Genomic DNA, 24,986 nt, shown 5'->3' with positions numbered 1-24,986 from the left:
CAGTAATAGCTCGCAGCTTTTATGGGTGTGATCTTTCCGATAGCCCTTCCGCTATTTAAGAGAAGAACAAGCTGTATTAAAACACCTAACAGAACGTGTGAGGCGTGAACACCTGTAAGCGAATAAAAACCCGTACCATACATATTGGAACTGAAAGTAAAACCTTTCTCCCATAAATGTCTCCACTCTAAAGCGTGGAGAATAAGAAAGGCTGATCCGAGTATCATAGTAGCTATCAGCCACGCTCTGTAACCGCCCAGATAGTTGTGTTCTAAAGACCTTTCAGCCTTGAGTATGGTGAAGCTTGATGCCCAGAGAATCAGGGTCAAAAGAGCTACCAAAAAGGTATCCATTTGGGCCACTCAGAAGCGTGCGTAGCTCTCGCAGTCCAGAAAGCTGTAAAGAGGCTACCGAAGATGATGATTTCTGCAAAAACGAACCAGATGATACCCTGAAAAGCGTTGCCCTCATCCTTTCCCTTAGAAAAGTATTCGTTAGCCCATCCACCTATACCAACAGCTAAAAGAGCCAGACCCAGACCACCGCTCAAAACAGCGAGAAAAGGAAGATGCCAAACGAAGAAAGATATAAAGGCGAGCGAAAAGAAAAAAACTGAGAGACCAGCCGGTAAAGACCACACGCTGGTCTCGTGATGTACTGCTATGTGTGTTCCCTCGTGCGCCATCTCACCAACCTCCTTGGTATTTATGACCTATATGAATGATTTATATCACTTTATTAACCATTTGTCAAGAGTTATCATCTAATAATATTTCTTCATTATCAGGTTTGAAGATTTATAAATCTTAAATACTAAAGTGGAGATCACCTATTTCCTTCGCGGAAGATAACGAATTCAAAGTAATCAAGGAAGGCTCTGTTAAAGTAAATAGAGCCATCTTGGTAGAGTAACAAAACACCTACGTCATTATGCCTTTCAAGAAAGCTACGTCTCTGTTCGTCACTCATAGCGAATACAGCTGTAGCAAAGGCATCCGTTAAGGTACAGTCTGTATAAGCTATCGTTACCTGAATAAGGTGATTGGGTTTTCCTATTATGTGTGATCTGAAATAGTTTCCAGATGTAGAAAGGCACAGATCCTTTCTGTTCACACCTTCCATTAGAACACCTTTTTTGATCGGATCGTAAACGCCTAAGAGCCTTTTTTGTCCCCATACCTTCATATCTCCAGCTATGGATATAAAGCCCTTTGGTGTTTTTAATTTTTCGTAAGCCTTCTGTACAGCGTATCCCTTTCCAATACCACCGAGGTCTATCGCCATACCCTTCTCCATTAAAAAGACTTTGTTCCCTTCTATCTCCACTTTTTTATAATCCACAAGCCTTTTTGCATCTTCTTCTGATAGTTCTTTGTATCGCCTTGCTCTTATAGTAATCGCTCCAACTGTAATGTCAAAAGCACCTTTAGTTAATTGGGAAACGTAGAGAGCCTTCTTTATGACTTCTAACGTTTCAGGAGATACCTCTACGGCTTCTATACCGGCTTTTGTGTTTATCTGCGATACTTCAGAGTTTTCTATATAATCCGAAAGCTTTTCCTCTAAGCTTCTCATATATCTGTATGCTTCGTAATTCTTACCTTCTGGCAGATCAATAAAGGCGTAAGTTCCCATAAGGTAAAACACCTCTTCCTTTGAAAAGGACAGAGAGAGAAAAAGGAGTATTAATATAAGTAGCATGAGGGTAGATTTTAATGTGGGCGTTCTTTTAATGCAAGCCTTTATACTTTTTCTAAATACGTCCTATGCGTTGCAAATTAGCTATATAAACTACCAAGCTTATACCAAAATCCCTTACATGGCGAAGATTGAGGACTTCCCTGAAATACTTCAAGGTCAAGTGGTAAAAACGTGGATACTTGAAGGCACTCTCCCGGTGGAAGATCTTGTGGAAAATACAAATATCAATGCCATTCCTTTGGAAGTCAAACCATCCTTTGGTTGGACACTCAAAAGGACAAACATGAAGATGTATCCAACAGATGAAACTATCCACGGTAGCAACAAAGACATAGACCTGAACCAGTACACCCTTCTTGAACCCTTTACCTTTTTAGCTATCCTTCACATATCAAAAGACAAAAAGTGGCTCTATGTTCAATCCCCATTTATGAGAGGATGGGTAAAAAAGGAAGATGTTTTGATAAAAGAAAGAGATGAACTGTTAAAGATTATGTCCCTTCCTTTTTTGGTGGTAATAAAACCCAAACTCTACATAAAGAGAATTGAGTTTGGACTTGGCTCAAAAATACCTTATGTGGAAAAGGAGGGGAACAATTACGAGGTTTTGCTTCCTGACGGTTCTCATGAGCTTGTCACCTTATCGGAAGGTTTCAGCGATGGTTACCTGTCTTATTCACAAGAGGTGATAAAAAATGTTCTGGAAGGTTTAATTGGAGAACCTTACGATTGGGGAGGAAAATACGGTTATTGGGATTGCTCGGCACTTGTGAAGGATGTTTTTTCCCTTTTCGGTTTGGATCTTCCAAGAAACTCCCAACAGCAAATGCAAGTAGGAATAAAGGTAAAGGGGAGGGTCAGAAGCTACACAGAGTTAAAAGACCTACTTAGAGAGCTTCCTCCCTTTAGAACTCTCATCTTTCTTAAAGGTCATGTGATGATATACGGTGGGATGCAGAACAACGATCCCGTAATTTACCACTCCCTTTATGGTATCGTAAGAGATGACGGAACTTTTTATTTAGCAAAAAGGGTTGAAAAAAACAGGCTGGAAGGGGATATGCTAACAAATATATATAAAAGGGTGATTAGCATAAATGTACTACCTTAAAATATTGTCATGTTCTGTGTGAGTGTTCCGGCAAGTACGAGCAATCTTGGTTGTGGATTTGACACTTTCGGACTTGCTCTGAAGTTGCACAATGATTTTTTCGTGGAAAGGTGGAAGAGTTTTTCAGTACAGATAGAAGGCGAAGGGGATCATCTCCCCAAAGATGAAAACAACCTTTTTATAAGGGCGTATGTGAATGCCTGTAGGTTCTTTGGAAGTTATCCCGAACCTATCAGGGTAGTTCAGAAAAACCATGTACCTACAGCGAGAGGTCTTGGCTCCTCTGCTACAGCTATAATAGGTGGCGTAACAGCCTACGAGGTACTTTTTGGGAGAAAAATCAGTCATGAAGATAAACTGAAAATAGCTCTAAGCTTAGAGCCTCATCCTGATAACCTTACACCGGCGTTGGTGGGGGGATTTGTCATTTCACTTTGGGACGGTGAAAGGATCATATATACTAAGATTGACTTTCCCGATGATATTAAAGTGGTCGTAGCTGTACCGGAGTTTGAACTTTCTACAAGAGAGGCAAGAAAGGTCATAAAAAGGGAAGTGAGTCTATCCGATGCGGTTAACAACATACAAAGAGCGAGTCTTATGGTAGCAGGTTTGTGCAAAGGAAGGTACGATCTCCTAAGAGAAGCCGTCAAAGACAGATTACACCAGCCGTATAGGGCAAGCCTCATACCTGGGTTTTATCACATAATAGAAAGAGCTTACGAAAATGGTGCTTTGGCTGTATTTCTGAGTGGTGCGGGACCATCTATAGCCAGCTTTTCGGTGAATAATTTTGACGCTGTAGGGAAAGCTATGGTGGAGGCTTTCAAGGAAGAAGGTGTAAAAGCGATGTATCTGGTACTTGATGTTGATAAGGAAGGAACTAAGATCCATGAAAGTTCTTACCCTTGATGTAGGAAATACAAGTATAGATGCTTGCCTTTTTGATGGCAAGGATATCACCTTTCTCGGTAAGTTTTCTCATTGGCAGGTAGAAGATTTGAAGAACTCTTACGATGAGATTTATATAGCATCCGTAAAACCTTCTATGAATAGGTTCCTAATGGAAACTTTCAAGAATGCTTGCTTTATACTGAACGAACACATACCTCTGAAAGCAACCTTTGACACTAAGAATGTAGGGATAGACAGACTTTTAAACCTTTACGGCGCTTTAAATTTTTACTCGGAAGATGCCCTTGTCGTAAGCTGTGGTACAGCCTTAGTACTTGACGTACTTGTTAGAGGTGCGTTTGAAGGTGGGTTTATAACTCTGGGTCTTTTGGGAAAGCTTAAATGTCTATCTGAAAAGGCTGAACTTATACCATCGTTGGATCTGAAAAAGGTAGATGTTTTCGTTGGAAGGGACACCCAAAGTGCCATTCTTGGAGGCATACTCAGAGAAGCCAAAAGCTTTATAGTTGTCCTCCTTGATGAACTCAAAAAAACATACTTTAGAGAATTTTCACTAATAATCACGGGAGGTGACGGATGGCTTCTGAGGGATATGGGTGTGTATGATCCACTTCTGATCCACAAGGCTATACTTCGTATCCGTAAGTTTCTCTAAACTGTTTTTCAAAAGCTTTACTATCGCTACACACCACAAAAACCTCCTGTGTGGACGTACCGTTTTTGTAAAGGAGCTTAAACCCTGACGGTGTTGCGTACTTTAAAAATAGACCCTTTGATCCTCTTCCTCCGTTCTGTCTTGCTATCCTTCCCGGTATTATACTTTTGACGCTATCAAAACTTGATATAACTTTAAGATGTTCCTCAAGACCCTCAAGTAGACTGTGTTCAATCTTTATCTTGTTTTTCCTGCGTTTGCTCATATATTTAATTTAAGATGATTTTTCCTGATAGAGTATCAGCGGGAAAAATACTGGGGGAGTATATAAAAGATAAGATAGACAGAAAATTAAATCCTATAGTTCTGGGTATACCGAGGGGTGGTGTAATTGTTGCGAAAGAAGTAGCGAAAGTTCTTGATCTGCCTATGAGTTTGTTGATAGTGAGAAAACTCGGCGTTCCTCAGAATCCCGAACTCGCTTTCGGAGCGATAGATCCAGACGGTGAACTATACATTGATAAAAGAACTGTGGAGTACTTTAAGATCTCACAAGAGGATATAAGGAAGGTCGCTTCTGAAGAGCTTAGCAAAATAAGAGAGAGGCAGAAGCTTTTTCTAAAAGGGGGTGCACCTGACGTAACAGACAGGGAGGTCATAGTAGTTGATGATGGCATAGCAACGGGCTATACGGTAATAGCAGGTGTTAGTTTTGTCAAAAGGAAGGGTGCTGTAAAGGTTATAGTCGCCTCTCCAGTATGTCCCGCTGACACTTTGGGGAAAATAAGGGAATATGCGGACGAAGTTTATTGCTACCACATATCTGAAGAACCAGGTTTTGCGGTGGGTATGTTTTATAAGGATTTTCGTCAGGTAGAGGATAAAGAAGTTGTGGAGCTTTTAAACAATGGAGTTCTTTGAAGTTATAGAAAGAAGGCACTCTGTAAGAAGTTACAGAAAAGATCCAGTTGAAGAAGAAAAAATACATCTAATACTCAAGGCTACGGGTAAAGCACCTTCTGCTGGCGATTTACAGGCTTTTGAAGTAGTGCTTATCAGGGACGAGAGAAAGAAGGCGCAGATAGCGAGATTCGCTCTGAATCAGTGGTTCATAGCTGAGGCTCCCGCAGTTTTTGTATTCTTCGCAAATCCAGATAGAAATGCATGGAAGTATGGTAGAAGGGGTATAGAGCTTTACAGTCTACAGGATGCTACTATAGCCTGTGTCTATGCACAGCTTGCAGCTACTGCATTAGGTTTGGGGACCTGTTGGGTTGGAGCTTTTGACGAAAAAGGGTTAAAACAGCTTCTTGATGTACCAGCTTCATGGAAACCAGTTTCCATACTCACCTTAGGATACCCAGCGGAAGAACCCCTTCCTGCGCCAAAAAGATCGGTTGAAGACTTTCTCCATATTAGATGACCCTACTGTCATTGCCAAAGGGTTTAAGAAATCTATATTATAAAAATTTATGAAGGAGGTAAGGCATGCTGAGTAAGGAAAACATAAAAAAGCTCATGGAGCTTGGCGAAAAAGGATACGTGACTTATGACGAGATCAATGAAACCTTAGGAGAAGAGGTTGTTGATTCGGAAGCCTATGAGGAGATTATGGACTTCCTTCAGGAAAGGGGCGTAAGGATCGTAGAGAATGAGGAGTTGACAGAAGAGTTAGAGCATAGCGACGAATTTACTGTATCAACAGACAACCTCCTTCTTACTGCAAGGGACGGTGATCCAGTGAAACTTTATCTTAGGGAAATGGGAAGGATCCCCCTCCTCAAGAGAGAGGAGGAGATCATGTATGCAAAACAGATAGAGATGGGAAGAAAGATCATGAGGCGGGGACTTTTGAGAACCTCCTTTCTAATTGACAGGGTTCTAAAAGAGTGGGGTAATGTGTGCAACGGAAAGATAAAGGCTACGGATCTTATGGATACTATGGATGAGAGTAAAACTGTGGAAGAATACGAAGAGAGCCATGAACATCTTGAGAGATACTTTATTGATAAAGGACTTGAACTCGCTAAAGCGTACAAAGAAGCTCTCAGTTGGAGGGAACTTTACCTAAGATATGGAACACCCGAATACAAGAGAGAGTATCTTATAAGACACGCAAAGATGAATAGGGTATTAAAAGATATGAAGTTAAAATACTCCAAGTTTGAAAAGATAGCCGACGAACTATTGGCACTTTACAAAAAGTACACAAAGAGACTAAAGGAGTATGAAGCGAGGAAGAAGAGATTGGAAAGTATATATCCAAACGTAGAAGAGCTTATAAAGTTATACGACTACAGGCAAGATCTGCAACTTAGAGCTGAAAGGGCTGGTTATGGATTTGCCAAATTTCAAGTTCTCAGAAGCGAGTATCTGACACTTGAAAAGGAAGTAAAAGAGCTAAGAAAGGAGCTTGGAGTACTCCCAGAAGAACTTGATAGGGTAATGCACATCATAAAAGAGGGAAGAACCAAGGTAACCAAGGCGAAGCAGGTTATGGTCAAGTGTAACCTGAGGCTCGTAGTGTCCATAGCCAAAAAGTATGTCAATAGGGGTCTGCATTTTTTAGATCTCATACAGGAAGGTAACATAGGTCTTATGAAAGCTGTAGACAAGTATGATTACAGGAAAGGATACAAATTCTCTACTTACGCAACGTGGTGGATAAGGCAGGCTATAACTAGGGCTATAGCAGATCAGGCAAGAACCATAAGAATACCTGTTCACATGATAGAAACCATAAACGATATAACAAAAGCACATAAAAAGCTCTTTCAAGAGTTGGGACGTGAGCCATTCCCAGAAGAGATAGCCAAGTACCTGGGCATATCTGTAGATAAAGCGAGGAAAGTCATGAGGACTTCTCAGGAACCCATATCCCTTGAGACACCTATAGGAGATGATGAAGAGACCCACCTTAAAGATTTCATAGAGGACAAAAGCGTCTTATCACCTGAGGAGCAGGTCTCAAGAAAACTCCTCAGAGAACAGCTTATAAAAGTCCTTAGCACGTTAGGGGAAAAGGAAAAGGAGATTCTAATGTACAGGTACGGACTGGTTGACGGTACAGAATACACATTGGAACAGATAGGGAAAATGTTTAACGTAACAAGGGAGAGAATAAGACAGATAGAGACTAAAGCTATAAGAAAACTTAGACACCCGGCGAGAGCCAAATATCTGAAAGATTTTGAGATATGAGATTGAAAAAAGGGGTTATAGGTGTAGAGTTTACCCAAAGTGGAATTTATGTATGTTCGCGTGATGGGAACATCAAACTTGAGAATCTTCAGGAATTAAAAGAGTTCTCCTCAGGTAAAGATTTGGGTATAGCTGTAGGCAGGGACGTACTTCTGGTCAGGAAGTACACCTTTCCAATTGAGGCATTGGACGATATCAAAGAAGCGGTGATGTTGAATATAGAGGAGATCTTTCCATTAAAAGTTCCGCTGAAAGTAACTGTCCTTCCTATAAATACCTCAGGTAAAGAGGTTGAGTGTTTCATATTCGCCATACCTCAGTCCCTGTATGACGAAATCTTGAGCTTTCCCAATCTTAAGTTCCTCGTTCCATCGCCTATCCTCTACAAAAGTTTAGGAGAAGGATCCTTTTACAGAAAGTTGAGTGAAGGACTTTACGAAAAAGTGGTCATAAGAGATGGTAAACTTACGGACAGTATATTATCGGAAGAAGTAAAGGAGAAGGAACTGCGCATCCTTGACGGCGAATACAGTGTTGCGTGTTTGACCTTAGATGTGCTTTTGAAACACGAACCTTTAGAACTTGCTTTTTACGATAAGCGTAAGCTATTTCGTGTAAAGTTGGGAAGGAGATATCTTTACCCTGTAAGCACGGTAGTTGTAATAGTTCTTTTGAGCTTAAGCCTTATGGCTTATGACTATTATCATCTCAAGAGAAGATTGGATAGAGTAAACGAAGAGATAGCGAGACTGCAACCTTTGGCTGACAGATACAGCATAAAGCTTAAAGAGGTTGACACAAAAAGGACGCTGATAAAGCTTCTCAAAGAAAGAAGCTTTATAAAAACCTTCGCTGATTTTGTTCAGCTTCTACCTCCGAAGACTAAGATACTTAGCTTACAATATGATGCTCAAAGCATAACTGCGGAGGGGTACACACTTTCTCTTCCTACACTTACACAAAGCCTTCAGGGTAAATACAGAAATGTTCAGGTGCAAGCGTCTAACTTCCAACCTCCTTACGGTCAGCCTTTTAAAGTAAGAATAGGATTTTAATTACACTTGCTTTCTTACCGTCTTTCTCAGTGGAGAAATTAACTTGACACTTCAGCTTTTAAGCATTATAATTTCTTCCTAAAGATGTTGAGGAATGTTAATGATCTAAATCACTTGACAATTCAATATTTAATAATAATAGTTATTAATAACAAATACTTGTAAAAGGAGGTGATAGCCATGAGGAGAGAGTGGCGCAAGCCCACCCTCAAGAAGGTAAGCGTTGGATCCGAGTACAGCGCTTACTCTATGGTCAAAGTATAACTGAAATCTCCTTTTGCCTGCATACCCTCTTATGGGTATGCGGGTTTATTAAGCAGGCAGGAGGTGTGCTGTGTCTTCAGTTGATGCTTTTGAGGAATTTGTAAACACGCTGAAGGTTGAGGGGGCTAAGAGGTATCACACCAATCATCCTTTTCACAAGCTTATGATAGAAGGGAAGCTAACACCCGGTCAGATAAGAGCTTGGGTGATAAACAGGTTTTACTACCAGAGGATACTTCCTATGAAGGATGCCGCGATCATCTCCAACTGCCCCTTCATTGAGGTAAGACGAGTGTGGATAAAAAGAATAATCAATCATGATGGTGAAAATGGGGGGCTTGAAAAATGGCTGCGTTTGGGTGAAGCTGTAGGTCTAACACGTGAAGACCTTTTTGCTGGAAATGTATTACCCGGTGTAAAACTCGCCTGCGATGCTTATCTGGAGTTTTGTAAAAACAGCTCTTGGCTTGAAGGTGTAGCTTCTTCCCTTACAACTCTTGTTGCACCTGACGCGCACAGAGATAGGCTTGAGTATATGAAAAGGTATTATCCTTGGATAAAACCAGAGGGTTTTGAGTACTTTCAATGGAGGCTGATAGAAGGACCTGAGGATAGCCGTATGGCTCTTAATATACTCAGGGATTATATAAAGACGGATGAAGATAGGGAAAGATGTTTGAAAGCCCTCATTTTTAAAACAACCGTACTTTGGAACATACTTGATGCGCTTTATATGGAATATATAGTGAGGGGGAGGAAAGATTATGAATGAGGTAAAAGAACCTGAGGTACTTGTAGCTGAACTTACATACAGATGTAATATGCATTGCTGGTACTGTTATAATCCACAGGACCTTAGCGAGTATCCTATCCAAAAAGAACTCACCACGGACGAATGGAGAAAGGTCATCAGAAAAGCATCTGATCTGGGTGTAATTCATATTCATATAACCGGTGGGGAGCCTACAATAAGACCGGATTTACCGGACATAGTGGAGGAGGCAAAGAAATGTGGGACTTACGTCAACCTAATAACGAATATTACCCTTTATGACAGAGAATATTGGGAAAAGCTTATAGAAAAAGGGGTGGATCACATACAGGTAAGCTTCCAAGCTCATACAAAAGAACTAAATGACCTCATAGGAGAGTCACATACGTATGAAAAGAAGCTAAAGGTATTATCCTGGCTTAAGGAAACTGGTGTATTCTTGACTATGAATATAGTTCTTCACAAATGGAATATTGACCACATAGAGAATATTATCCAATTCGTTTATGATTTAGGAGTGCCAAGATTTGAGATAGCTATGTTACAATTCGGAGGATGGGATTGGAAAAACAGACTTTCATTAATACCAAATAAGGAAAGTGTTGAGAGAGCTTATAAAGTTGCTCAAGAGTATAAAGAAAAACTCAAGGGACAAATGAGTATAACCATGGTTGCCCTTGATATATACGAAGGAAGACCAAGACCCTGCACTTACGGATGGGGAAACAAATATATAGTTGTGAATCCTATCGGAGAAGTACTCCCATGTCATGGTGCAAAGGTTATAAAAACTTTGACCTTTGAAAATGTGAAGGAAAAAGATCTACGGGATATATGGTATAACTCGGAATCTTTTAACGCCTTTAGGGGGTTTGAGTGGATGAAAGAACCTTGCAAAACGTGTCCAAATAAAGAGAAGGATTTTGGTGGGTGCAGGTGTTTTGCTTACCTATTAACGAATGTGGCTGATGCCACTGATCCGAGCTGCGAACTTTCACCTTACAGATATCTGGTAGATAGGCTTATAGAGGACGCAAAAAAGTATGATGTGTCACCGCTAAGGAGAGGTACGGTCAAATGGTTGAGTTAGAGGTACCTTTTGAGGAATTTGTAAACACTTTAAGGGAGTTAGGTAAAGATAAGTATCACACCAATCATCCTTTTCACAAGCTTATGATAGAAGGGAAGCTAACACCCGGTCAGATAAGAGCTTGGGTGATAAACAGGTTTTACTACCAGAGAATACTTCCTATGAAGGATGCCGCGATCATCTCCAACTGCCCCTTCATTGAGGTAAGACGAGTGTGGATAAAAAGAATAATCAATCATGACAGTTGGGGTATTGAAATGTGGATAAGGCTCGGAGAGGCAATGGGTTTGGAAAGGGAGCAGATCACGCAAGGGTATGTCCTACCCTCCGTGAAGTTCGCTGTAGATACTTATCTTAACTTATGCAAAAGTAGGAGCTGGATATTTGGCGTTGCGACTACACTTACCGAACTTTTTGCCCCTCAGGCTATAGAGGAAAGGATAGTGGCTCTTAAAGACAAATATCCTTGGATAAGATCCGAAGGTTTTGAGTATTTTGAGTGGAGATTGTCGGAAAAGGGAATTAGGGAGGACCTTTCTGGCACATTGGACATACTGAGAAAGTATGCCAATACATTGGAAGCTCGAAGAGAATGCATAAAGGCACTATCTTTTAAGCTTGATCTTTTGTGGTCTTTACTTGATGCCATTTATTATGAGTATGTTTTAAAAAATGATGGTAAAACACCGTATGACTAAAATTTCTTGGGGGAAACATGAGGATTTTGTTCTTAGGCACTGCAGGTGGTGGCGGACTTCCCCAATGGAACTGCAATTGCCCATACTGTAATAAAGCAAGAAGGGAAAGTATTCCAAGAAGGGAAGAATCTTGTATAGCCATATCAGTAGATAGTGATAGTTGGATACTCGTAGATGCACCCCCTGTTATAGGTTCACTGATCGCAAAGTACGGCGTGTTTAGTCCGAGTAATGTGAGAGGGACTTCCCTGAGATCCCTCATACTTACCCATACGGATATAAATCACATGCTGGGTATGTTCACTTTCAGAGGACCTACCACCCATATGGATGCTTATCTTACACTTTATTCAACGAAAACCACGCAGACACTTATAAATGACTACTTCAAAGCAAACAGCATAATAAAGGTAAAATGGTACACTTTGGAACTGAACGTTTGGAATCGTTTAAAGGATATGCAAGGGAAAGAATTAGGTTTAGAAGTGTTTCCCCTTTCCGTACCGGGCAAGCCTCCTACATACCACTGGCAAGAAGAAGAAGGTACAACGGTGGCACTTCTCATAAAGTCTAATGAAGGGAAAAGCGTGCTTTACGCTCCGGTTGTGAGAATCATAACTGAAGAACTTAAAAGGTTTATGGATAAAAGCGATTGTGTTATATTTGACGGAACTTTTTGGGAGGAAGAAGAACTCCTAAAATACGATCCCAAAGGGAAAAGAGCCAAAGAGATAGGGCATATAACGGTAGTGGATAGTCTTGATATCTTGAAAGAATGCAAAGCGAGATACAAGATATACACGCATATAAACAATACGAATCCACTCAACGATCCTGCCTCTCGAGAGTACATGCGAGTTTTGAGTTCAGGTGTAATTGTAGCTTACGACGGTATGGAGCTTTTCATCTAATATGCATAGGGCTGTTACGCTTTTTTTTATAAGCCTATCCTTATATCAAACGAGTAACTGGTTACAGAATACAGCCCTCAACTTTTACGTATACTCAAAAGCTGAATCCACTCTGAAGGTAGGCGTGGTACAGTTTTTACAATACGCACCCCTTATATTCTTACCCTTTTTGGGTGGCACACTCATAGACAGGCTTGATAAATACAGGATGCTCATATTCACACAATTTACGTTGATGATTTTATCTCTTGTTCTTTACCTTATCACGAAAGATGATACAGAAAGTGTACTGTTCAATATACTTTGCGTGGTAATACCTATGGGAATAATGAAGATGCTTGATATCCCGCTGAGGCAAACCATTATGGCGCACCTTGTAAACGATAAGGATAAGCTTAAGAATGCCATATCCTTTTACTCAACTATAGTTAATTTCTCAAGATTTCTTGGTCCTTTTCTGTTTGGTGCAGTGGTAACCTTTTCCAGTGTAGAATTAGGTTTTTTACTGTCAGCAATACTTTTAATTGTGAACGTATTCCTTCTGAGTTTTTTAAAAAAATACGTGCTTAGAAGTAATACTCCCTCCACATACAGCGCTCTCTACACAGCAATTTTCCTTATACAAAACGGGGATCTGAGGAACATTTTTGCACTCGCACTGATAGTAGGTTTATTTGGATGGTTTTTTTACGTACTGCTACCTGAGTACACATATAAAATTTTGAATCTACCACCACACACTTATGGTTACTTAACTTCTCTGGCAGGTGTTGGCTCCGTACTCGGTTCTTTATCACTACTGGTTCTGAAAGATCTGAAAATTTATACCCTCATAAGATTGGGGATACTTTTATACGCTTTTGGAATTTCTCTATGGTTTGCATCCACTCACTTTTACCCTTTACTTGGTTTAGCCACTTTCCTAAATGGTTTTGGCTTGTCCATGTTTTACACATGTGCAAATGCTCAGGTACAAGTATCTTCTCCAATGCAGATGAAAGGAAAGATATTGAGTCTTTACACATCTATCTTCATAGGTTCTCAACCTTTAAGTTTTATGCTTGGAGCGTTGCTGGATAAGTACCTTAATGTGTGGGTAGCACTCCTTTGTGTACTTCTCGTATTTATAATTCTCGCGCTTTTTATCAAGGAATAAAGTCCAGAAGACGATCGTTCTTAAGCTCCATAAGGAGCTGTATAGTATCTTCCTCAATACTCTTAGGATCGCCTACGTAAGAATTTTTTAGCTCTTCAAGAATATCGCCTAACTTTTTAACCCCATCACATCTTCTAAGTATATCCCAAGATACATCATCCAGTTCTATATATCCTTCAGGTATAAGAAGGAGCTTCCTATTTGCAACCTCCTTCAAAATTACACCTTTTTTAAGAACAGGTATTTTCTCGTACTCTGTCATTCCTTTAAAAGTCCTCTAACTTTGTCTTCCCAACCGCTACCTACAAGGGTGGGCTTTCTCAATCTTCTCTTTCTATCCTTTGCCTTCTTAGTATTGTAGTGAGAACCACCTGCACGCCATCTCTTTATCTTGCCCTTAGCGGTTATTTTAAACCTCTTCTTTGCTGATCTGTTACTTTTCATCTTTACCTTAGCCATTATAACTTACCTCCTTATGTCTACTTATTACATTAAAATTATATCACATGATACTCCTCCTTCTTTGGGTAAGTTTGGTTTTCTCTTTGGAGTTCTGTATAAAACCCGTTGAAAACCCTTATAAAGAACCATACTTGAGCTATGCGCTGCGTAGAAATATAGAAAATGCAATTTTAGAAAGTGGGCATAAGGTAGGTTGTGGAAAGGATGCAATCGCCATCGTTCCCATGGTGAAGGATCTTAAGGAGATACCTATAGCTTATACGCCTTATCAGAGGGTGAGCGCTTATAACATCACGCTGACAGTAGCTCTCAAAGATATCAAGGGGGAAAAAGATTTTTCCTTTACAGTACCTTACAGTCTACCGACGGGAGGTCTAGGTGATCTTCCAAGAAGGCAAGCTATAGATAACGCGCTTGGTATAATATATATAGAGCTTATCCAATACTTTAGAAGGGGGTATTGAAATGCTTATAAATGTGGAAAGTACAAAGAGCGTGGAAGATCTCAGAAAAGGGATTGAAGAAACCGCCAAAGCTAAAAATTTCGGCGTGATGGCTGTTCATGAAGTTACAAAGACACTGGAAAGTAAGGGTGTCCCTATAAACTATGAATGTCTGATCATTGAAATTTGCTCACCTAAGCACGCAAGTATAATGCTTCAAAAGAATCCTTATGTTTCAACAGCCATGCCATGTAGGATAGCTATAATTGATCAAGGGCATAAAAGGATTATGAGTACCATCGCTCCCACCACTTTGCTTGAGATGTTTAACATGCCAGAGGCAAAGAACATTGCGGAGGAAGTGGAAAGGCTTATGATGGAAATAATGGAAGAGGTAAAGTGATCTCAGCTTTCTAAGTCTCTTATAAGCTCTTTCTTTACATTTTCCGGAATGTCCGCCATAGCTTTATAATTGGGATGGTTTATCTCCAGTTTTAGAGGTAATGTTTTAAGATCATCCACCTGCTCTTTTGTTAGGTTGAACTTTAAAAAATGTACAACCGCTGCTTTTCCATATTCGTAATCTTCTTTACTTCTCTCATCAGCCACTGCTCTAACTGTGTGTTTGTTACCTATGTGGAGGTACAGATGGTCATGTATACCAACCAGATTAGGCAAGAGCTTTTTTCTCTCCTCTTCATCTGGTATCTCAACAAACATGGTGACCGAAAGCTGGTTCTCTTCAGGTATAAGTTCGTTATAAACTTCTATCTCCTGCATTATGTCTTCATCTTTGACCATCCTCTCAGCCCTGATCATCTCCTGTATTTGAAACCACACCGTTTCTCTGTTTTCAAAAACGAGATGGATGAGATCACCCAAAAAAACCCTTCTGTTCTTTTTCAGCTCTATAATTTCTCTCTTCTTGTCTTCTCTTACCTTCTCATATTCGTAAATGTTGAGTATCTCATCAAAGCTTATCTTCTTCACCTTTCCACCCCCAAAAGAGATAAAACCCGGCAGAGCCGGGCTATTAGGATCAGGCTTTTAGGCTTTCAAGTGCCTTTTGGAATCTACCTGCATGAGACTTCTCTGCCCTTGCGAGAGTCTCAAACCACTCAGCAATATCTTCAAATCCTTCTTCTCTTGCAGTCTTAGCAAATCCCGGATACATCTCCGTATACTCGTATGTCTCTCCAGCTATTGCAGCCTCAAGGTTCTGTTCCATACTCCCTATGGGTTTGCCGGTAGCGGGATCTCCACCTCCATACTTTTCAAGGAACTCAATATGTCCAAAGGCGTGTCCCGTCTCACCTTCTGCTGTTTCCCTAAAGATGTTGGCTATGTCCGGATATCCTTCTATATCCGCTTTTCTGGCAAAGTAAAGGTATCTCCTGTTTGCCTGAGACTCACCAGCAAAGGCATGCTTGAGACACTCAAGCGTTTTTGTACCTGCTAAACTCTTCATGGCTAAACCTCCTTAAAAAGTTTTACTACTATTTATTATATGCAAAGTTTTTGCAACTGTCAAGGGGTAATGCTGGCACAGTTCTTGCATAAAGTATGTAATAATCTTTGGAGGTGTAGAAAAATGATAAAGCAGTATGATGCGATAGTTGTAGGAAGCGGTCCCGGTGGTTTTACATGCGCTCTCGAACTTGCCATGAACGGGCTTAAAGTTGCTCTTGTTGAAGGTGAAAAACTTGGTGGCATGTGTCTCAACAGAGGGTGTATACCTGAGGAAGGACTTTACAGGACAGCAAAGGAAACTCTCTCCCTGAAAAGAAGGTTCTCATAGAAGGTTCAGGGGCGAGTGCCTGTGAGCTTGCTTTCATACTTTCAGTCTTTGGCTGTGAACTACTCCACCTTATATAGCTTCCTGCTTCAACGGAGCTTTTAGCTCCTCCACAGGCTTGAGTTCGGACAGTTCCTGCCTTACTGCTCGTGAGGTGAGCAAGCCCATCTTTTCATAGCGATAATAATTTACACCGAAACTTATTGTTCGTTGAGTTGTGGTAAATTTGTCAAGAAAAAGCAGAACCAGTCTCTAATACATAGAGGCAATGGGGCGCGTCAGGAACGTGGAGAGGGAATAGTTTATTCCTTATTGTAGTTCATCTTTTTACAACTGGTCTTTGCTCAAGAGATAAAGGTGGGCTTTACCGCAGTCTTGTTGTATATGACCCTATACTGAGTGCCAAAGTCAATGTCTGCATCCCTTAGTTTGATGGCAATAGCTTGGTACAGCAAAGATTGCGGACAGTAAAATCATTCCCATTACTTTCCTCATGCTTCACCTCCAAGATTTTCTTTCCTTCTGATGATGCAAGAAGCTTGCCACATTATGCTTTGTTTTAAAAACGAGTTCTGACAGATATTAGTTGAGTTTAAATTTTGAGCATCCTCATTTAGAAAGATTTTGAGTTATATTTTTTTAACATGGTTGATAAAAAACCGGTTCTTGAGTTTTCAGCATCGGTTGTGAAGATATTAACGGAGACTCCAACAACCAAGACCCTCGTCTTTGACATAAGCGGTATAAACTTTGATTTTTATCCCGGGCAGTATGTAATGTTGGAAGTTCCCTACCCTCAAACTGGTGAAGTACTAAAGAGGGCATATTCTATAGCCAACTCGCCACTAAGGAAGAATTACCTTGAGCTTACCATTAAAAGAACACCTAACGGTAAAGCATCTGTGATACTTACAGATCGTGTCAAAGTTGGTGATACCTTCAGAATAAAGGGTCCTTATGGGAAGTTCATCTGGCTTCCCGAGATGTCTGAGAAAGTGGTATTCATAGGGGCTGGTAGCGGTATAGTACCACTCATGTGTATGCTCAGATACATAGTGGATGCTGGGCTTCACCATGTGAAGGCTACACTGCTTTACTCAAACACATCTTACGAGGAGATCATATACAGAGAAGAGCTTGAAAGAATGGAGAGATACTCCAACATAAAAATAGTGCATACACTTACGCGCTCAATACCGGAAGGTTGGAGGGGATACACAGGCAGAATAAATCCAGATATGATCCTTAAAGAGGTTGACGATATGCCTGTGAATCTCTATTACCTCTGTGGTCCACCCAAGTTTGTTGACGATGTTACATCTATGCTTACCGATATGGGGATAGATAAAGAGCGCATAAAAAAGGAAAAGTATGAGTGATTTAAAGTATAAGCATACCATCGCCATAACTGTAAAATCTGTATCTTTCCCTTACAGCAACAGAGTATGCCTCAAGTGTAAACTCCCTACCTGCAAAAGCTGAAACAAGCAGTAACAAAGAAGAGCGTGGCAGATGGAAATTGGTGATCATAGCATCAACCACTTTAAAAGTGTATCCCGGGTATATATAAAGGTCTGTCTTGCCACAGAAGGCTGAGAAAGGTTTAGTTTCTAAGGCTCTCACGACAGTTGTCCCTACGGCGATCACCCTTTTACCTTCCTCCTTTACCATCTTTATAAGATCTACGGTCTCTTGAGGTACTTCCATGTACTCTTCGTCTACCTTATGGGCTTTTATATCGTTTACCTTTATAGGCTTGAAAGTGCCGTAAGAAACATGCAAGGTAATAAAAGCTCTCCTTATTCCGTAATTTTCAAGTTTTTCAAGGAGCTGATCTGAGAAATGCAAAGATGCGGTAGGTGCAGCTACAGATCCCTCCCTTTTTGCAAATACTGTCTGGTAATAAATTCTGTCTATTTCTTCCTCTTGTCTTTCTAAATAAGGTGGTATAGGTATATGTCCGTACATATAAAGAGCTTCAATGGGATTTTTGGCAACAAGCTCCACGAGAAATTTTCCTTCACTTATGTGTTTGAGTATCTTGATGTGGAAGTCTTCCGCTACACTCACAGAAAGTCCTTCTTTTATATTCTTCCCACCTACAAGGGCATGCCACAGGTTTTGACTTATATAGTCCGTCAAAAGCACCTCCACCTTTCCACCTGTAGGCTTCTTACCGTAAAGTCTCGCAGGCAGAACCTTGGTATCATTGAAAACGAGGAGATCACCTTCATTCAGGTAAAGGGGTAAGTTCCAGAAAATATCGTGTTTTATAGTCTTGTCCTTTCTGTTTAGGATCATCAATCTCGCCATATGGCGCTCAGGAAGGGGGTATTTAGCTATGAGTTCTTGAGGAAGATCAAAATCAAAATCTTCTAATCTCATGCCAAATTTATATATTTTATATCCATGCGAGAAGTTTTCTTTGAAAAGGGTATAAAACACACAGCACACGGTCTTAACTTTTACCTGTCTTACTTTGATGACATAGCGAAAGTTCTGCCAAGAGATGAGTTTTGTTTCATTGTAGGCGGATGGATAAGGGATAGGATGATAGGGGAGCCTGTAGGCTACCATATTGATGTTGATCTACTTCTTACTTGTGATCCTGCCAAAGTGGCTAAGGATTTTGCCGAGCTTATAGGTGGTACATATTTTGAATTTGAAAAGAGAGGGTTTTTTATAAAGAGACCCACCGTTGCAACTGTTATACTCAGGCTTGATCCTTATAAATACAGGTTTGATTTTGCACAGATAAAGGGTAGAGATGTTGAGAAAGCTCTTGTTCAAGATCTACTCTCAAGGGATTTTACCGCAAACGCCATGGCTGTGAGTTTGGATGATGTGCTTAGCATTGGATCAAAACAAACTATAATATACGATCCCTCTCATGGTGTAGAAGACTTAGAAAGGGGACTTTTAAGACCCGTATCGCTCAAGAACTTGGAGGAAGATCCTGTTAGAATTCTCAGAGGTTTCAGGTTAGCCGTGGAAAAAAAACTCGATCTTTCTGAAGACTTTTACGATTTTGTGAAGAAAAAAGGAAGTATCATAAAGAAAGCACCAGCAGAGAGGATAACCCTTGAGCTTTTTAAAATACTGAGAAATAACCATAGTGGAAGGGTCATAAGGGATCTTTATGAACATGGACTTTTAGAAATGATTTTTCCAGAAATTGAAAAACTCAGACAAGTAAAAGATCAGGGTGAGCATCACGTGTATCCTCTTGATGAGCATACGCTCAAAGTTGTGGAAAGCATAGATAAAGTTATAGATGAGAGGGAGAGGTATCTTGACGTGGAGCTCCTAAAAAATTTTGGGAGCATGCATGTACACGGTGAGTTTTCGGATGTAGAACTTTTAAAGCTCGCTGCACTCTTTCACGACATTGCCAAACCCCACACCTTTGAGGTAAAAAATGGTAAAGTGACCTTTTACAACCACGATAAACTTGGAAGCGATATAGTAAAGGATATAGGGAAAAGGCTCAAGTGGGGTATTGAAGCAACGAACTTTGTGTCTAAGCTTGTGCAGTATCACCTCAGACCCTTTTACCTTAAGGAAGCTATGAAAAAAGGACAACTCACCGACAAAGGTAAAGCCAAATTCTGGAGGGAGTGTGAGAGCTTCGCACCTCACCTCTTTCTTCACGCTATAGCTGACTCCATAGGTAGCGGAGACAGCGATGAAGAGTTAGATTTCCTTCTTAAAACCCTAAACGAGTTAGAAAGGTACAGAAAAGAAAAGTACAAAAAAATACCCACAAAACCCCTTCTCAATGGAAGAGAAATAATGGATATTTTATGTTTGCCACCAGGACCATTAATAGGCGAGATAAAGAAAGCCTTAGAAGAAGCACAACTTGATGGTACTGTAAAGACAAAAGGGGATGCTGTAGAGTTTATCAAAAACTTCATCTCTCAAGTTCAAAATTGATGGGCATACCGTCATGGTCCCTCACCTCAAAGGTTATACCACACATATCTGTGCCTTTCCCCACCTTACCAAGAACTTGCCACTTTCTTACCCTTTCACCCTTCCTCACAAAGAGTCTTTGAGCTTTCCCATAGACAGCTATGTACCGTCCGGTGTCAACTATAACGAGCCAACCGTAACTTTTTAGTTCATCCCCAGCATAAAGTACCCTTCCTTCCTCTGTAGCTCTGAAAAACTCATCACAGGAAGTTTTGATAAAGTACCCTCTCTTTGTCTTTATAGGCGTTCCTCTCACCGGCATCTTTACAAAGATGCGTGAGGCAGTTGGACTTTCCTTTTCTTCCTCCTTCCGTTTGGGTATCTCTTTGGGTTGATGTGGTATCTCCTTAGGGGTAGATATATCCCTCAATTCTATATGTATGAGTCCGCAGGAGCTAAGGAAGGTAAGGAATAACAGGAAAATAATCTTCATTTTCTATCTGATTATAAGCCTCGGGGATTTCTTCAACAAGGTCAAGTGCCTTTACACTTTCCGTATGCCTTTTCTTTTCAGCTATTTCGCCGGCAAGCCCATGTAAGAATACACCGAGCTTTAGAGCATCCTTGATAGGAATAGCTTTCCCAATAAGCGATGTGAGTATGCCAGAAAGAACGTCTCCGGTTCCTCCCTTTGCCATGGCGGGTGTGCCCCTGAGCGATACAAAGGCTTCACCTTGTGGTGTTGTTACTACCGTTCTTGAGGATTTTAGCACCAAAAAGCAGTTCCACTTTTGGGAAAACTCTTGAGCTGTATCTATGAAATTGTAAATTATGTGTTCCTTTTCCAACTTGCTCAGTCTCTCAAACTCCCCAACATGAGGTGTAAGCACTGCGGGAAGTTCCCTATCTTTCAGAATGCTTAGATCCCCAAGATCCGCAAGGTTATTTATAGCATCGGCATCCAAAAGTAAAGGTTTCCTTATGCCAGCAATGAGCTTTTCTACAAAGGATCTTCCTTCTTCATATCTTCCCATGCCCATTCCTACACCTATTGCGGAAAAGTTTTCCTGCATATTGATTATTGTGTCAGCACTCTTTTCACTGAGTCTTTCTTCACCTTCAAGGGGTATGCTCATTTCCTCGGTTAAAGAAATTTCAAAAATCCAGTTTAAACCCTTAGGCACGCCAACGCTTACAAGCCCTGAACCTGTTCTGGTTGCAGCTTTTGCTGACATAATGAGTGCCCCTGTCTTTCCTACACTTGAGCCTATCAGAAGTATATGCCCCATCTTACCCTTATGCACGTCAGGTTCTCTCTTTTTGAAAGTTACCTTCTCTAAAACTTCCCTTTTTATATCCTTTGCAAGAAACTCCGGCATTCCTATATTGGCTACGTAAACTTTTCCACACCTCTTTGCTGAAGGATAAAGAAGGTGACATACCTTAGGAAACTGAAAAGTTACGGTAATACTCGCCTTCACGCTTGGCTCATATTCCATAGCGCTGTCCGCTGATAGCCCTGATGGTATATCCACGGACAGGACAGGAATGCCCGAAGAGTTCATGAAGTTTATCCATCTGACCACACCATCCCTAACAGGTGGTTTAAAACCGGTACCGAAGATAGCATCTACTATGAGATCGTAATCCTTAGCAGGTTCTCCTTTCAAGGGAAAAAGTCCGAGGCGCTTGAGGATCTCTAAATTTACCGCCGGATCTCCCTTAAGGTCCTCTCCAAGCGTCAAAAGATAATCAACTTTGTATCCCATAAGGTGAAGGTGTCTTACAGCTACGAGACCATCCCCTCCGTTATTTCCCTTACCTATAAAGAAAAGTATCCTTTTTACCCCAGGAAACACTTCCCTTATAACCTGAGCTACCCTAAGTCCGGCATTTTCCATAAGCAGGAGTGATGGAATGCCTATATCCTTTGTGGCTGTACGATCGCACTCGGACATCTCGTGAGCTTTTAGTATTTTCATAGTTATAATTTTAGTTCGTTACCGCACTTTTCCTGTAAGATAGTATTTATGATAGAAAGATACACAAGAGAAGAGATGGGAAAGGTCTGGTCTGAGGTAAATAAGTTTAAAAAGTGGCTTGATGTAGAACTTGCCGTCTGCAACGCCTGGACAAAACTTGGCAAGATTCCACAGGAAGCATTCGGGGAGATAAAAGGCAAAACCCATATTGATGATAAAGTAGTTGAGAAGATCAAAGAGTACGAAAGGATTTATAAACACGACGTTCTTGCCTTTATCTCAGCTATATCTGAGCAGATACCTTCTTACTCTCACTACTTTCATATGGGATTGACATCTTCGGATATCGTGGATACAGCTCTTGCTCTGCAGATGAGAGAAGCTCTTACTATACTGCTTGAAGATATAGATAAAGTACTTGAAGAACTAAAAAGGTTATCCTTCGAATATAAAAACACGATCATGATGGGAAGGACTCACGGTGTACATGCTGAACCAACAACCTTAGGTATAAAGTTCGCTGTGTGGTATGACGAAATGAGGAGAAACAGGGAAAGGCTACTGAGAGCGTATGAAAGCGTATCTTTCGGTAAGCTTTCCGGTGCTGTAGGAACGTACTCTAACCTTGATCCAGCTGTTGAAGAACTTGCTCTCGGAGAATTGGGGCTTAAGGCTGAACCCGCAAGCACTCAGGTAGTTCACCGAGACAGGCATGCGGATGTTATGTATGCGCTTGCCTGCTGTGCCACATCCCTTGAGAAGTTCGCCACTGAAATAAGACACCTGCAAAGGACGGAAGTTCTGGAACTCCAGGAACCCTTTACGGAAGGACAGCGTGGATCTTCAGCTATGCCACACAAGAAAAATCCCATACATTCGGAACGTATATGTGGTCTTGCAAGGGTTGTGAGGGCAAACCTTTTTGTAGCTATTGAAAACATGGTTTTGTGGCACGAAAGGGACATATCCCACTCATCTGCCGAAAGGATCATATTCCCAGATGCTACCATAGCTCTTGATTACATGCTGAACCTTTTCCTGGAGATCCTGAAGGGTCTTGTAGTAAATACGGATAGAATGCTAAAAAATATGGAGCTGTCTCACAAGCTCTACGCTTCTTCCAAAATCCTCGTGAAGCTTATGGACAAAGGACTTGCAAGGGATAAAGCTTACGATATAGTCCAAAGGTGTGCTATGAAAAGCTGGAAAGAGGGGGTATCCTTTGAAGAGGTACTTCTCAAAGATGAAGAGGTAATAAAACTTCTTGATGATAGCCAAATACGTGAAGCCACAGATCCCAAGAGTTTTTTGAAAAACATAGATTACATATACAGAAAAGTGTTCGGTGAGACAGATCCCTAAACCCTTCCTTAAATGGGCCGGTGGAAAATCAAGGTGGGTGCATGAGCTTTGCAAGTTCTTTCCAAGAAGGTTTGAAAGCTACCACGAACCTTTCTTGGGAAGCGGTGCGGTATTCTTCCACCTATTTAAAGAAGGTAAAATAAAGAAGGCATTTCTGTCCGATGCAAACTGTGAACTTATAGACACTTACATAGCGGTAAGGGATCACGTAAAGGAAGTGATAAGCTTGCTCTCAGATATGCCATACAGTAAAGAACTTTTTTACGAGCTGAGAGAAAAGGATGGAAAAAAACTATCGCTCCCGGAAAGGGCATCCAGATTTATATACCTCAACAGGACTTGTTACAACGGTCTTTACAGGGTTAACGCCAAGGGTAAATTTAATGTACCCTTCGGCAGATACAAAAACCCCAAAATCTTTGATGCGGAAAATCTTTTAGCAGTCAGCAAAGCCCTGCAGATTGCTGAAATAAAGTGTGAAGACTTTAGGAGAGTGGTTAAAAGGGTGGAAGGTGAGGATTTGGTTTACTTTGATCCGCCCTACTATCCACTTTCAAAGACTTCCTCGTTCACATCCTATTATACGGGAGGTTTTTCCGAAAAAGATCACACTGATCTGAGAGACATTTGCCTTGAACTTTCTCGCATGGGTGTTTTTACAGTAGTTTCCAACTCTTGTACGGATTTTATCATAAAGCTATACTCCCTATTTTATATAAGAGAAGTTTATGTGAGCAGACCTATAAACTGTATGGGTGATAAGAGAGGCAAGGTGAAAGAGCTCGTCATAACTAACTTTTGATTATAATATAAGGATAGATGCTAATAGCCAAAAGTTTACCGTCGGCTAAGGATGCCCGCATATACATGTCCGTTGAGAGGACTTACCTTGGCTACATAAGGTTCTCCTTATATACGTTGTCTTTTGCAGTTTTCTTAAGGAAGTTAGAGGTATTTGCGGACATAACGCAGAAGATACATGTATCCGTACTTTTGGAACATGTAGCTATTGTTTTGTCCATAGTTGGTACGTTCTTGATCGTTGCAGGTATACTCACCTTTTACTTTGACATAAAATACATAGAAGGAGGTATAGAAGTGTCTTCAAAGGAGGTTACTGATCCGAGAATTTATATGGCTGCAGAAAGAACCTTTTTAGCTTGGATAAGGACTTCCATAGCTCTTATAGTCTTTGGCTTTGTCATTGAGAAATTTGAGTTCTTTTTGGAACAGCTTGAGAGAGTTTTTAACATACACCTGAGAGGTGATCACCGTACCCTTGTAGGTATCGGCGTATTTATAATACTCGTAGGACTATTTACACTCATAATAGGTACAATAAACTTTTACAGGACTATAAGACAGGTGGACGCAGGTTATTACAGAACACACACGTGGCTCTATAAAACCTACGGAGCTATCATATTTTTAGCTTGTCTCGTTCTCACCTTTTATGTGCTGAAGATCATCTGATACCTTCTATCAGGTAGGTTAAAAT

The 24,986-nt window shown here is 40.7% G+C and carries 31 protein-coding genes; 20 read left to right on the top strand and 11 right to left on the bottom strand.

Going from position 1 to position 24,986, the window contains the following annotated elements:
- The 3 genes from ABWK04_00675 to ABWK04_00665 form a co-directional block, all read right to left on the bottom strand.
- Positions 1-353, bottom strand: a 353-nt coding sequence (locus ABWK04_00675; GenBank protein MEZ0360398.1) for a cytochrome c oxidase subunit 3, incomplete at its 3' end; no start/stop codon positions are given.
- The gene (locus tag ABWK04_00670) at positions 335-685 is read right to left on the bottom strand and encodes a hypothetical protein (GenBank protein ID MEZ0360397.1); all 351 of its coding nucleotides are present in this window, start codon (positions 683-685) and stop codon (positions 335-337) included. The genes ABWK04_00670 and ABWK04_00675, both read right to left, overlap by 19 nt.
- 140 nt (positions 686-825) lie before the next feature.
- Positions 826-1,701: an FAD:protein FMN transferase gene (locus tag ABWK04_00665; GenBank protein MEZ0360396.1), complete on the bottom strand. Its 876-nt coding sequence runs from the start codon at positions 1,699-1,701 to the stop codon at positions 826-828.
- Between ABWK04_00665 and ABWK04_00660 the strand changes: the two genes are divergently transcribed.
- From ABWK04_00660 to ABWK04_00650, 3 genes are read left to right on the top strand one after another with little or no spacing between them, the layout of a single operon-like run.
- Complete coding sequence (locus tag ABWK04_00660) at positions 1,700-2,812, top strand: SH3 domain-containing protein (GenBank protein ID MEZ0360395.1); 1,113 nt, start codon at positions 1,700-1,702, stop codon at positions 2,810-2,812. The genes ABWK04_00665 and ABWK04_00660 overlap by 2 nt on opposite strands.
- Before the next feature lie 9 nt (positions 2,813-2,821).
- Positions 2,822-3,724: a homoserine kinase gene (thrB, locus tag ABWK04_00655; protein ID MEZ0360394.1), complete on the top strand. Its 903-nt coding sequence runs from the start codon at positions 2,822-2,824 to the stop codon at positions 3,722-3,724.
- A complete protein-coding gene (locus ABWK04_00650) occupies positions 3,705-4,382 on the top strand; it encodes a type III pantothenate kinase (GenBank protein ID MEZ0360393.1) in 678 nt (225 codons plus the stop codon). The genes thrB and ABWK04_00650 overlap by 20 nt, the downstream gene beginning before the upstream one ends.
- On the opposite strand, the gene ABWK04_00645 is transcribed toward ABWK04_00650, so the two are convergent.
- A complete protein-coding gene (locus ABWK04_00645) occupies positions 4,354-4,647 on the bottom strand; it encodes a DUF2103 domain-containing protein (GenBank protein ID MEZ0360392.1) in 294 nt (97 codons plus the stop codon). The genes ABWK04_00650 and ABWK04_00645 overlap by 29 nt on opposite strands.
- Before the next feature lie 14 nt (positions 4,648-4,661).
- Here ABWK04_00645 and ABWK04_00640 point away from each other — a divergent pair, with 14 nt between their 5' ends.
- The 9 genes from ABWK04_00640 (at position 4,662) to ABWK04_00600 (ending at position 13,529) form a co-directional block, all read left to right on the top strand.
- Positions 4,662-5,303, top strand: coding sequence for a phosphoribosyltransferase family protein (locus ABWK04_00640; GenBank protein ID MEZ0360391.1), 642 nt, complete (start codon positions 4,662-4,664; stop codon positions 5,301-5,303).
- Entirely contained in the window at positions 5,290-5,805 is a 516-nt protein-coding gene (locus ABWK04_00635) for a nitroreductase family protein (protein ID MEZ0360390.1), read from the top strand. Before ABWK04_00640 ends, ABWK04_00635 begins: the two co-directional genes overlap by 14 nt.
- A gap of 65 nt (positions 5,806-5,870) precedes the next feature.
- Positions 5,871-7,583: an RNA polymerase sigma factor RpoD gene (gene rpoD / locus ABWK04_00630; protein MEZ0360389.1), complete on the top strand. Its 1,713-nt coding sequence runs from the start codon at positions 5,871-5,873 to the stop codon at positions 7,581-7,583.
- Complete coding sequence (locus tag ABWK04_00625) at positions 7,580-8,638, top strand: hypothetical protein (GenBank protein MEZ0360388.1); 1,059 nt, start codon at positions 7,580-7,582, stop codon at positions 8,636-8,638. The genes rpoD and ABWK04_00625 overlap by 4 nt, the downstream gene beginning before the upstream one ends.
- A 334-nt stretch (positions 8,639-8,972) precedes the next feature.
- Entirely contained in the window at positions 8,973-9,674 is a 702-nt protein-coding gene (gene pqqC / locus ABWK04_00620; protein ID MEZ0360387.1) for a pyrroloquinoline-quinone synthase PqqC, read from the top strand.
- A complete protein-coding gene (gene pqqE, locus ABWK04_00615) occupies positions 9,667-10,764 on the top strand; it encodes a pyrroloquinoline quinone biosynthesis protein PqqE (protein ID MEZ0360386.1) in 1,098 nt (365 codons plus the stop codon). The genes pqqC (ABWK04_00620) and pqqE overlap by 8 nt, the downstream gene beginning before the upstream one ends.
- A complete protein-coding gene (gene pqqC, locus ABWK04_00610; GenBank protein ID MEZ0360385.1) occupies positions 10,752-11,462 on the top strand; it encodes a pyrroloquinoline-quinone synthase PqqC in 711 nt (236 codons plus the stop codon). Before pqqE ends, pqqC (ABWK04_00610) begins: the two co-directional genes overlap by 13 nt.
- A gap of 17 nt (positions 11,463-11,479) precedes the next feature.
- The gene (locus tag ABWK04_00605) at positions 11,480-12,373 is read left to right on the top strand and encodes an MBL fold metallo-hydrolase (protein MEZ0360384.1); all 894 of its coding nucleotides are present in this window, start codon (positions 11,480-11,482) and stop codon (positions 12,371-12,373) included.
- A 1-nt stretch (position 12,374) separates the two neighbouring features.
- On the top strand, positions 12,375-13,529 hold the full coding sequence (locus tag ABWK04_00600; GenBank protein MEZ0360383.1) for an MFS transporter: 1,155 nt from the start codon (positions 12,375-12,377) through the stop codon (positions 13,527-13,529).
- Here ABWK04_00600 and ABWK04_00595 read toward each other — a convergent pair.
- Positions 13,519-13,791: a PqqD family peptide modification chaperone gene (locus tag ABWK04_00595; protein ID MEZ0360382.1), complete on the bottom strand. Its 273-nt coding sequence runs from the start codon at positions 13,789-13,791 to the stop codon at positions 13,519-13,521. The genes ABWK04_00600 and ABWK04_00595 overlap by 11 nt on opposite strands.
- Positions 13,788-13,988: a 50S ribosomal protein L35 gene (gene rpmI / locus ABWK04_00590; GenBank protein ID MEZ0360381.1), complete on the bottom strand. Its 201-nt coding sequence runs from the start codon at positions 13,986-13,988 to the stop codon at positions 13,788-13,790. The genes ABWK04_00595 and rpmI overlap by 4 nt, the downstream gene beginning before the upstream one ends.
- Positions 13,989-14,035: 47 nt before the next feature.
- Here rpmI and ABWK04_00585 point away from each other — a divergent pair, with 47 nt between their 5' ends.
- Together ABWK04_00585 and ABWK04_00580 are read left to right on the top strand one after the other, a co-directional pair.
- Positions 14,036-14,455: a hypothetical protein gene (locus ABWK04_00585; GenBank protein MEZ0360380.1), complete on the top strand. Its 420-nt coding sequence runs from the start codon at positions 14,036-14,038 to the stop codon at positions 14,453-14,455.
- A gap of 1 nt (position 14,456) precedes the next feature.
- Complete coding sequence (locus ABWK04_00580) at positions 14,457-14,837, top strand: DUF302 domain-containing protein (GenBank protein ID MEZ0360379.1); 381 nt, start codon at positions 14,457-14,459, stop codon at positions 14,835-14,837.
- A gap of 2 nt (positions 14,838-14,839) precedes the next feature.
- Here ABWK04_00580 and ABWK04_00575 read toward each other — a convergent pair whose 3' ends face one another.
- Positions 14,840-15,424, bottom strand: coding sequence for a DUF3501 family protein (locus ABWK04_00575; protein MEZ0360378.1), 585 nt, complete (start codon positions 15,422-15,424; stop codon positions 14,840-14,842).
- Between the two features lie 49 nt (positions 15,425-15,473).
- On the bottom strand, positions 15,474-15,902 hold the full coding sequence (locus tag ABWK04_00570) for a rubrerythrin family protein (protein ID MEZ0360377.1): 429 nt from the start codon (positions 15,900-15,902) through the stop codon (positions 15,474-15,476).
- 123 nt (positions 15,903-16,025) lie between these two features.
- On the opposite strand from ABWK04_00570, the gene ABWK04_00565 reads away from it, so the two are divergent.
- Together ABWK04_00565 and ABWK04_00560 are read left to right on the top strand one after the other, a co-directional pair.
- Complete coding sequence (locus tag ABWK04_00565; protein MEZ0360376.1) at positions 16,026-16,232, top strand: FAD-dependent oxidoreductase; 207 nt, start codon at positions 16,026-16,028, stop codon at positions 16,230-16,232.
- Between the two features lie 641 nt (positions 16,233-16,873).
- Positions 16,874-17,608, top strand: coding sequence for a ferredoxin reductase (locus ABWK04_00560; GenBank protein ID MEZ0360375.1), 735 nt, complete (start codon positions 16,874-16,876; stop codon positions 17,606-17,608).
- 1 nt (position 17,609) lies between these two features.
- On the opposite strand, the gene queA is transcribed toward ABWK04_00560, so the two are convergent.
- Entirely contained in the window at positions 17,610-18,614 is a 1,005-nt protein-coding gene (queA, locus tag ABWK04_00555) for a tRNA preQ1(34) S-adenosylmethionine ribosyltransferase-isomerase QueA (GenBank protein MEZ0360374.1), read from the bottom strand.
- 24 nt (positions 18,615-18,638) lie between these two features.
- Here queA and ABWK04_00550 point away from each other — a divergent pair, with 24 nt between their 5' ends.
- Positions 18,639-20,165 (top strand): HD domain-containing protein, encoded by a 1,527-nt coding sequence (locus tag ABWK04_00550; protein ID MEZ0360373.1) that lies wholly within the window; start codon positions 18,639-18,641, stop codon positions 20,163-20,165.
- Here the strand turns inward: ABWK04_00550 and ABWK04_00545 are convergent.
- Both ABWK04_00545 and ABWK04_00540 read right to left on the bottom strand, forming a co-directional pair.
- Positions 20,143-20,637 (bottom strand): M23 family metallopeptidase, encoded by a 495-nt coding sequence (locus ABWK04_00545; protein ID MEZ0360372.1) that lies wholly within the window; start codon positions 20,635-20,637, stop codon positions 20,143-20,145. The two genes, ABWK04_00550 and ABWK04_00545, sit on opposite strands and share 23 nt — an antisense overlap.
- Entirely contained in the window at positions 20,600-22,126 is a 1,527-nt protein-coding gene (locus tag ABWK04_00540) for an NAD(P)H-hydrate dehydratase (protein MEZ0360371.1), read from the bottom strand. The genes ABWK04_00545 and ABWK04_00540 overlap by 38 nt, the downstream gene beginning before the upstream one ends.
- A 48-nt stretch (positions 22,127-22,174) precedes the next feature.
- Here ABWK04_00540 and purB point away from each other — a divergent pair, with 48 nt between their 5' ends.
- The 3 genes from purB to ABWK04_00525 are packed head-to-tail and all read left to right on the top strand — an operon-like array spanning position 22,175 to position 24,961.
- Positions 22,175-23,488, top strand: a complete 1,314-nt coding sequence (purB, locus tag ABWK04_00535; GenBank protein MEZ0360370.1) for an adenylosuccinate lyase — start codon at positions 22,175-22,177, stop codon at positions 23,486-23,488.
- A complete protein-coding gene (locus tag ABWK04_00530; protein MEZ0360369.1) occupies positions 23,472-24,290 on the top strand; it encodes a DNA adenine methylase in 819 nt (272 codons plus the stop codon). Before purB ends, ABWK04_00530 begins: the two co-directional genes overlap by 17 nt.
- A gap of 17 nt (positions 24,291-24,307) precedes the next feature.
- A complete protein-coding gene (locus ABWK04_00525; GenBank protein MEZ0360368.1) occupies positions 24,308-24,961 on the top strand; it encodes a DUF202 domain-containing protein in 654 nt (217 codons plus the stop codon).
- Positions 24,962-24,986: the final 25 nt, after the last annotated feature.

This window comes from Hydrogenobacter sp. (genome assembly GCA_041287335.1).
GTDB lineage: Bacteria > Aquificota > Aquificia > Aquificales > Aquificaceae > Hydrogenobacter.
Note: the sequence above shows the minus strand (reverse complement) of the source record. Positions and strands in the feature narration are given on the sequence as shown.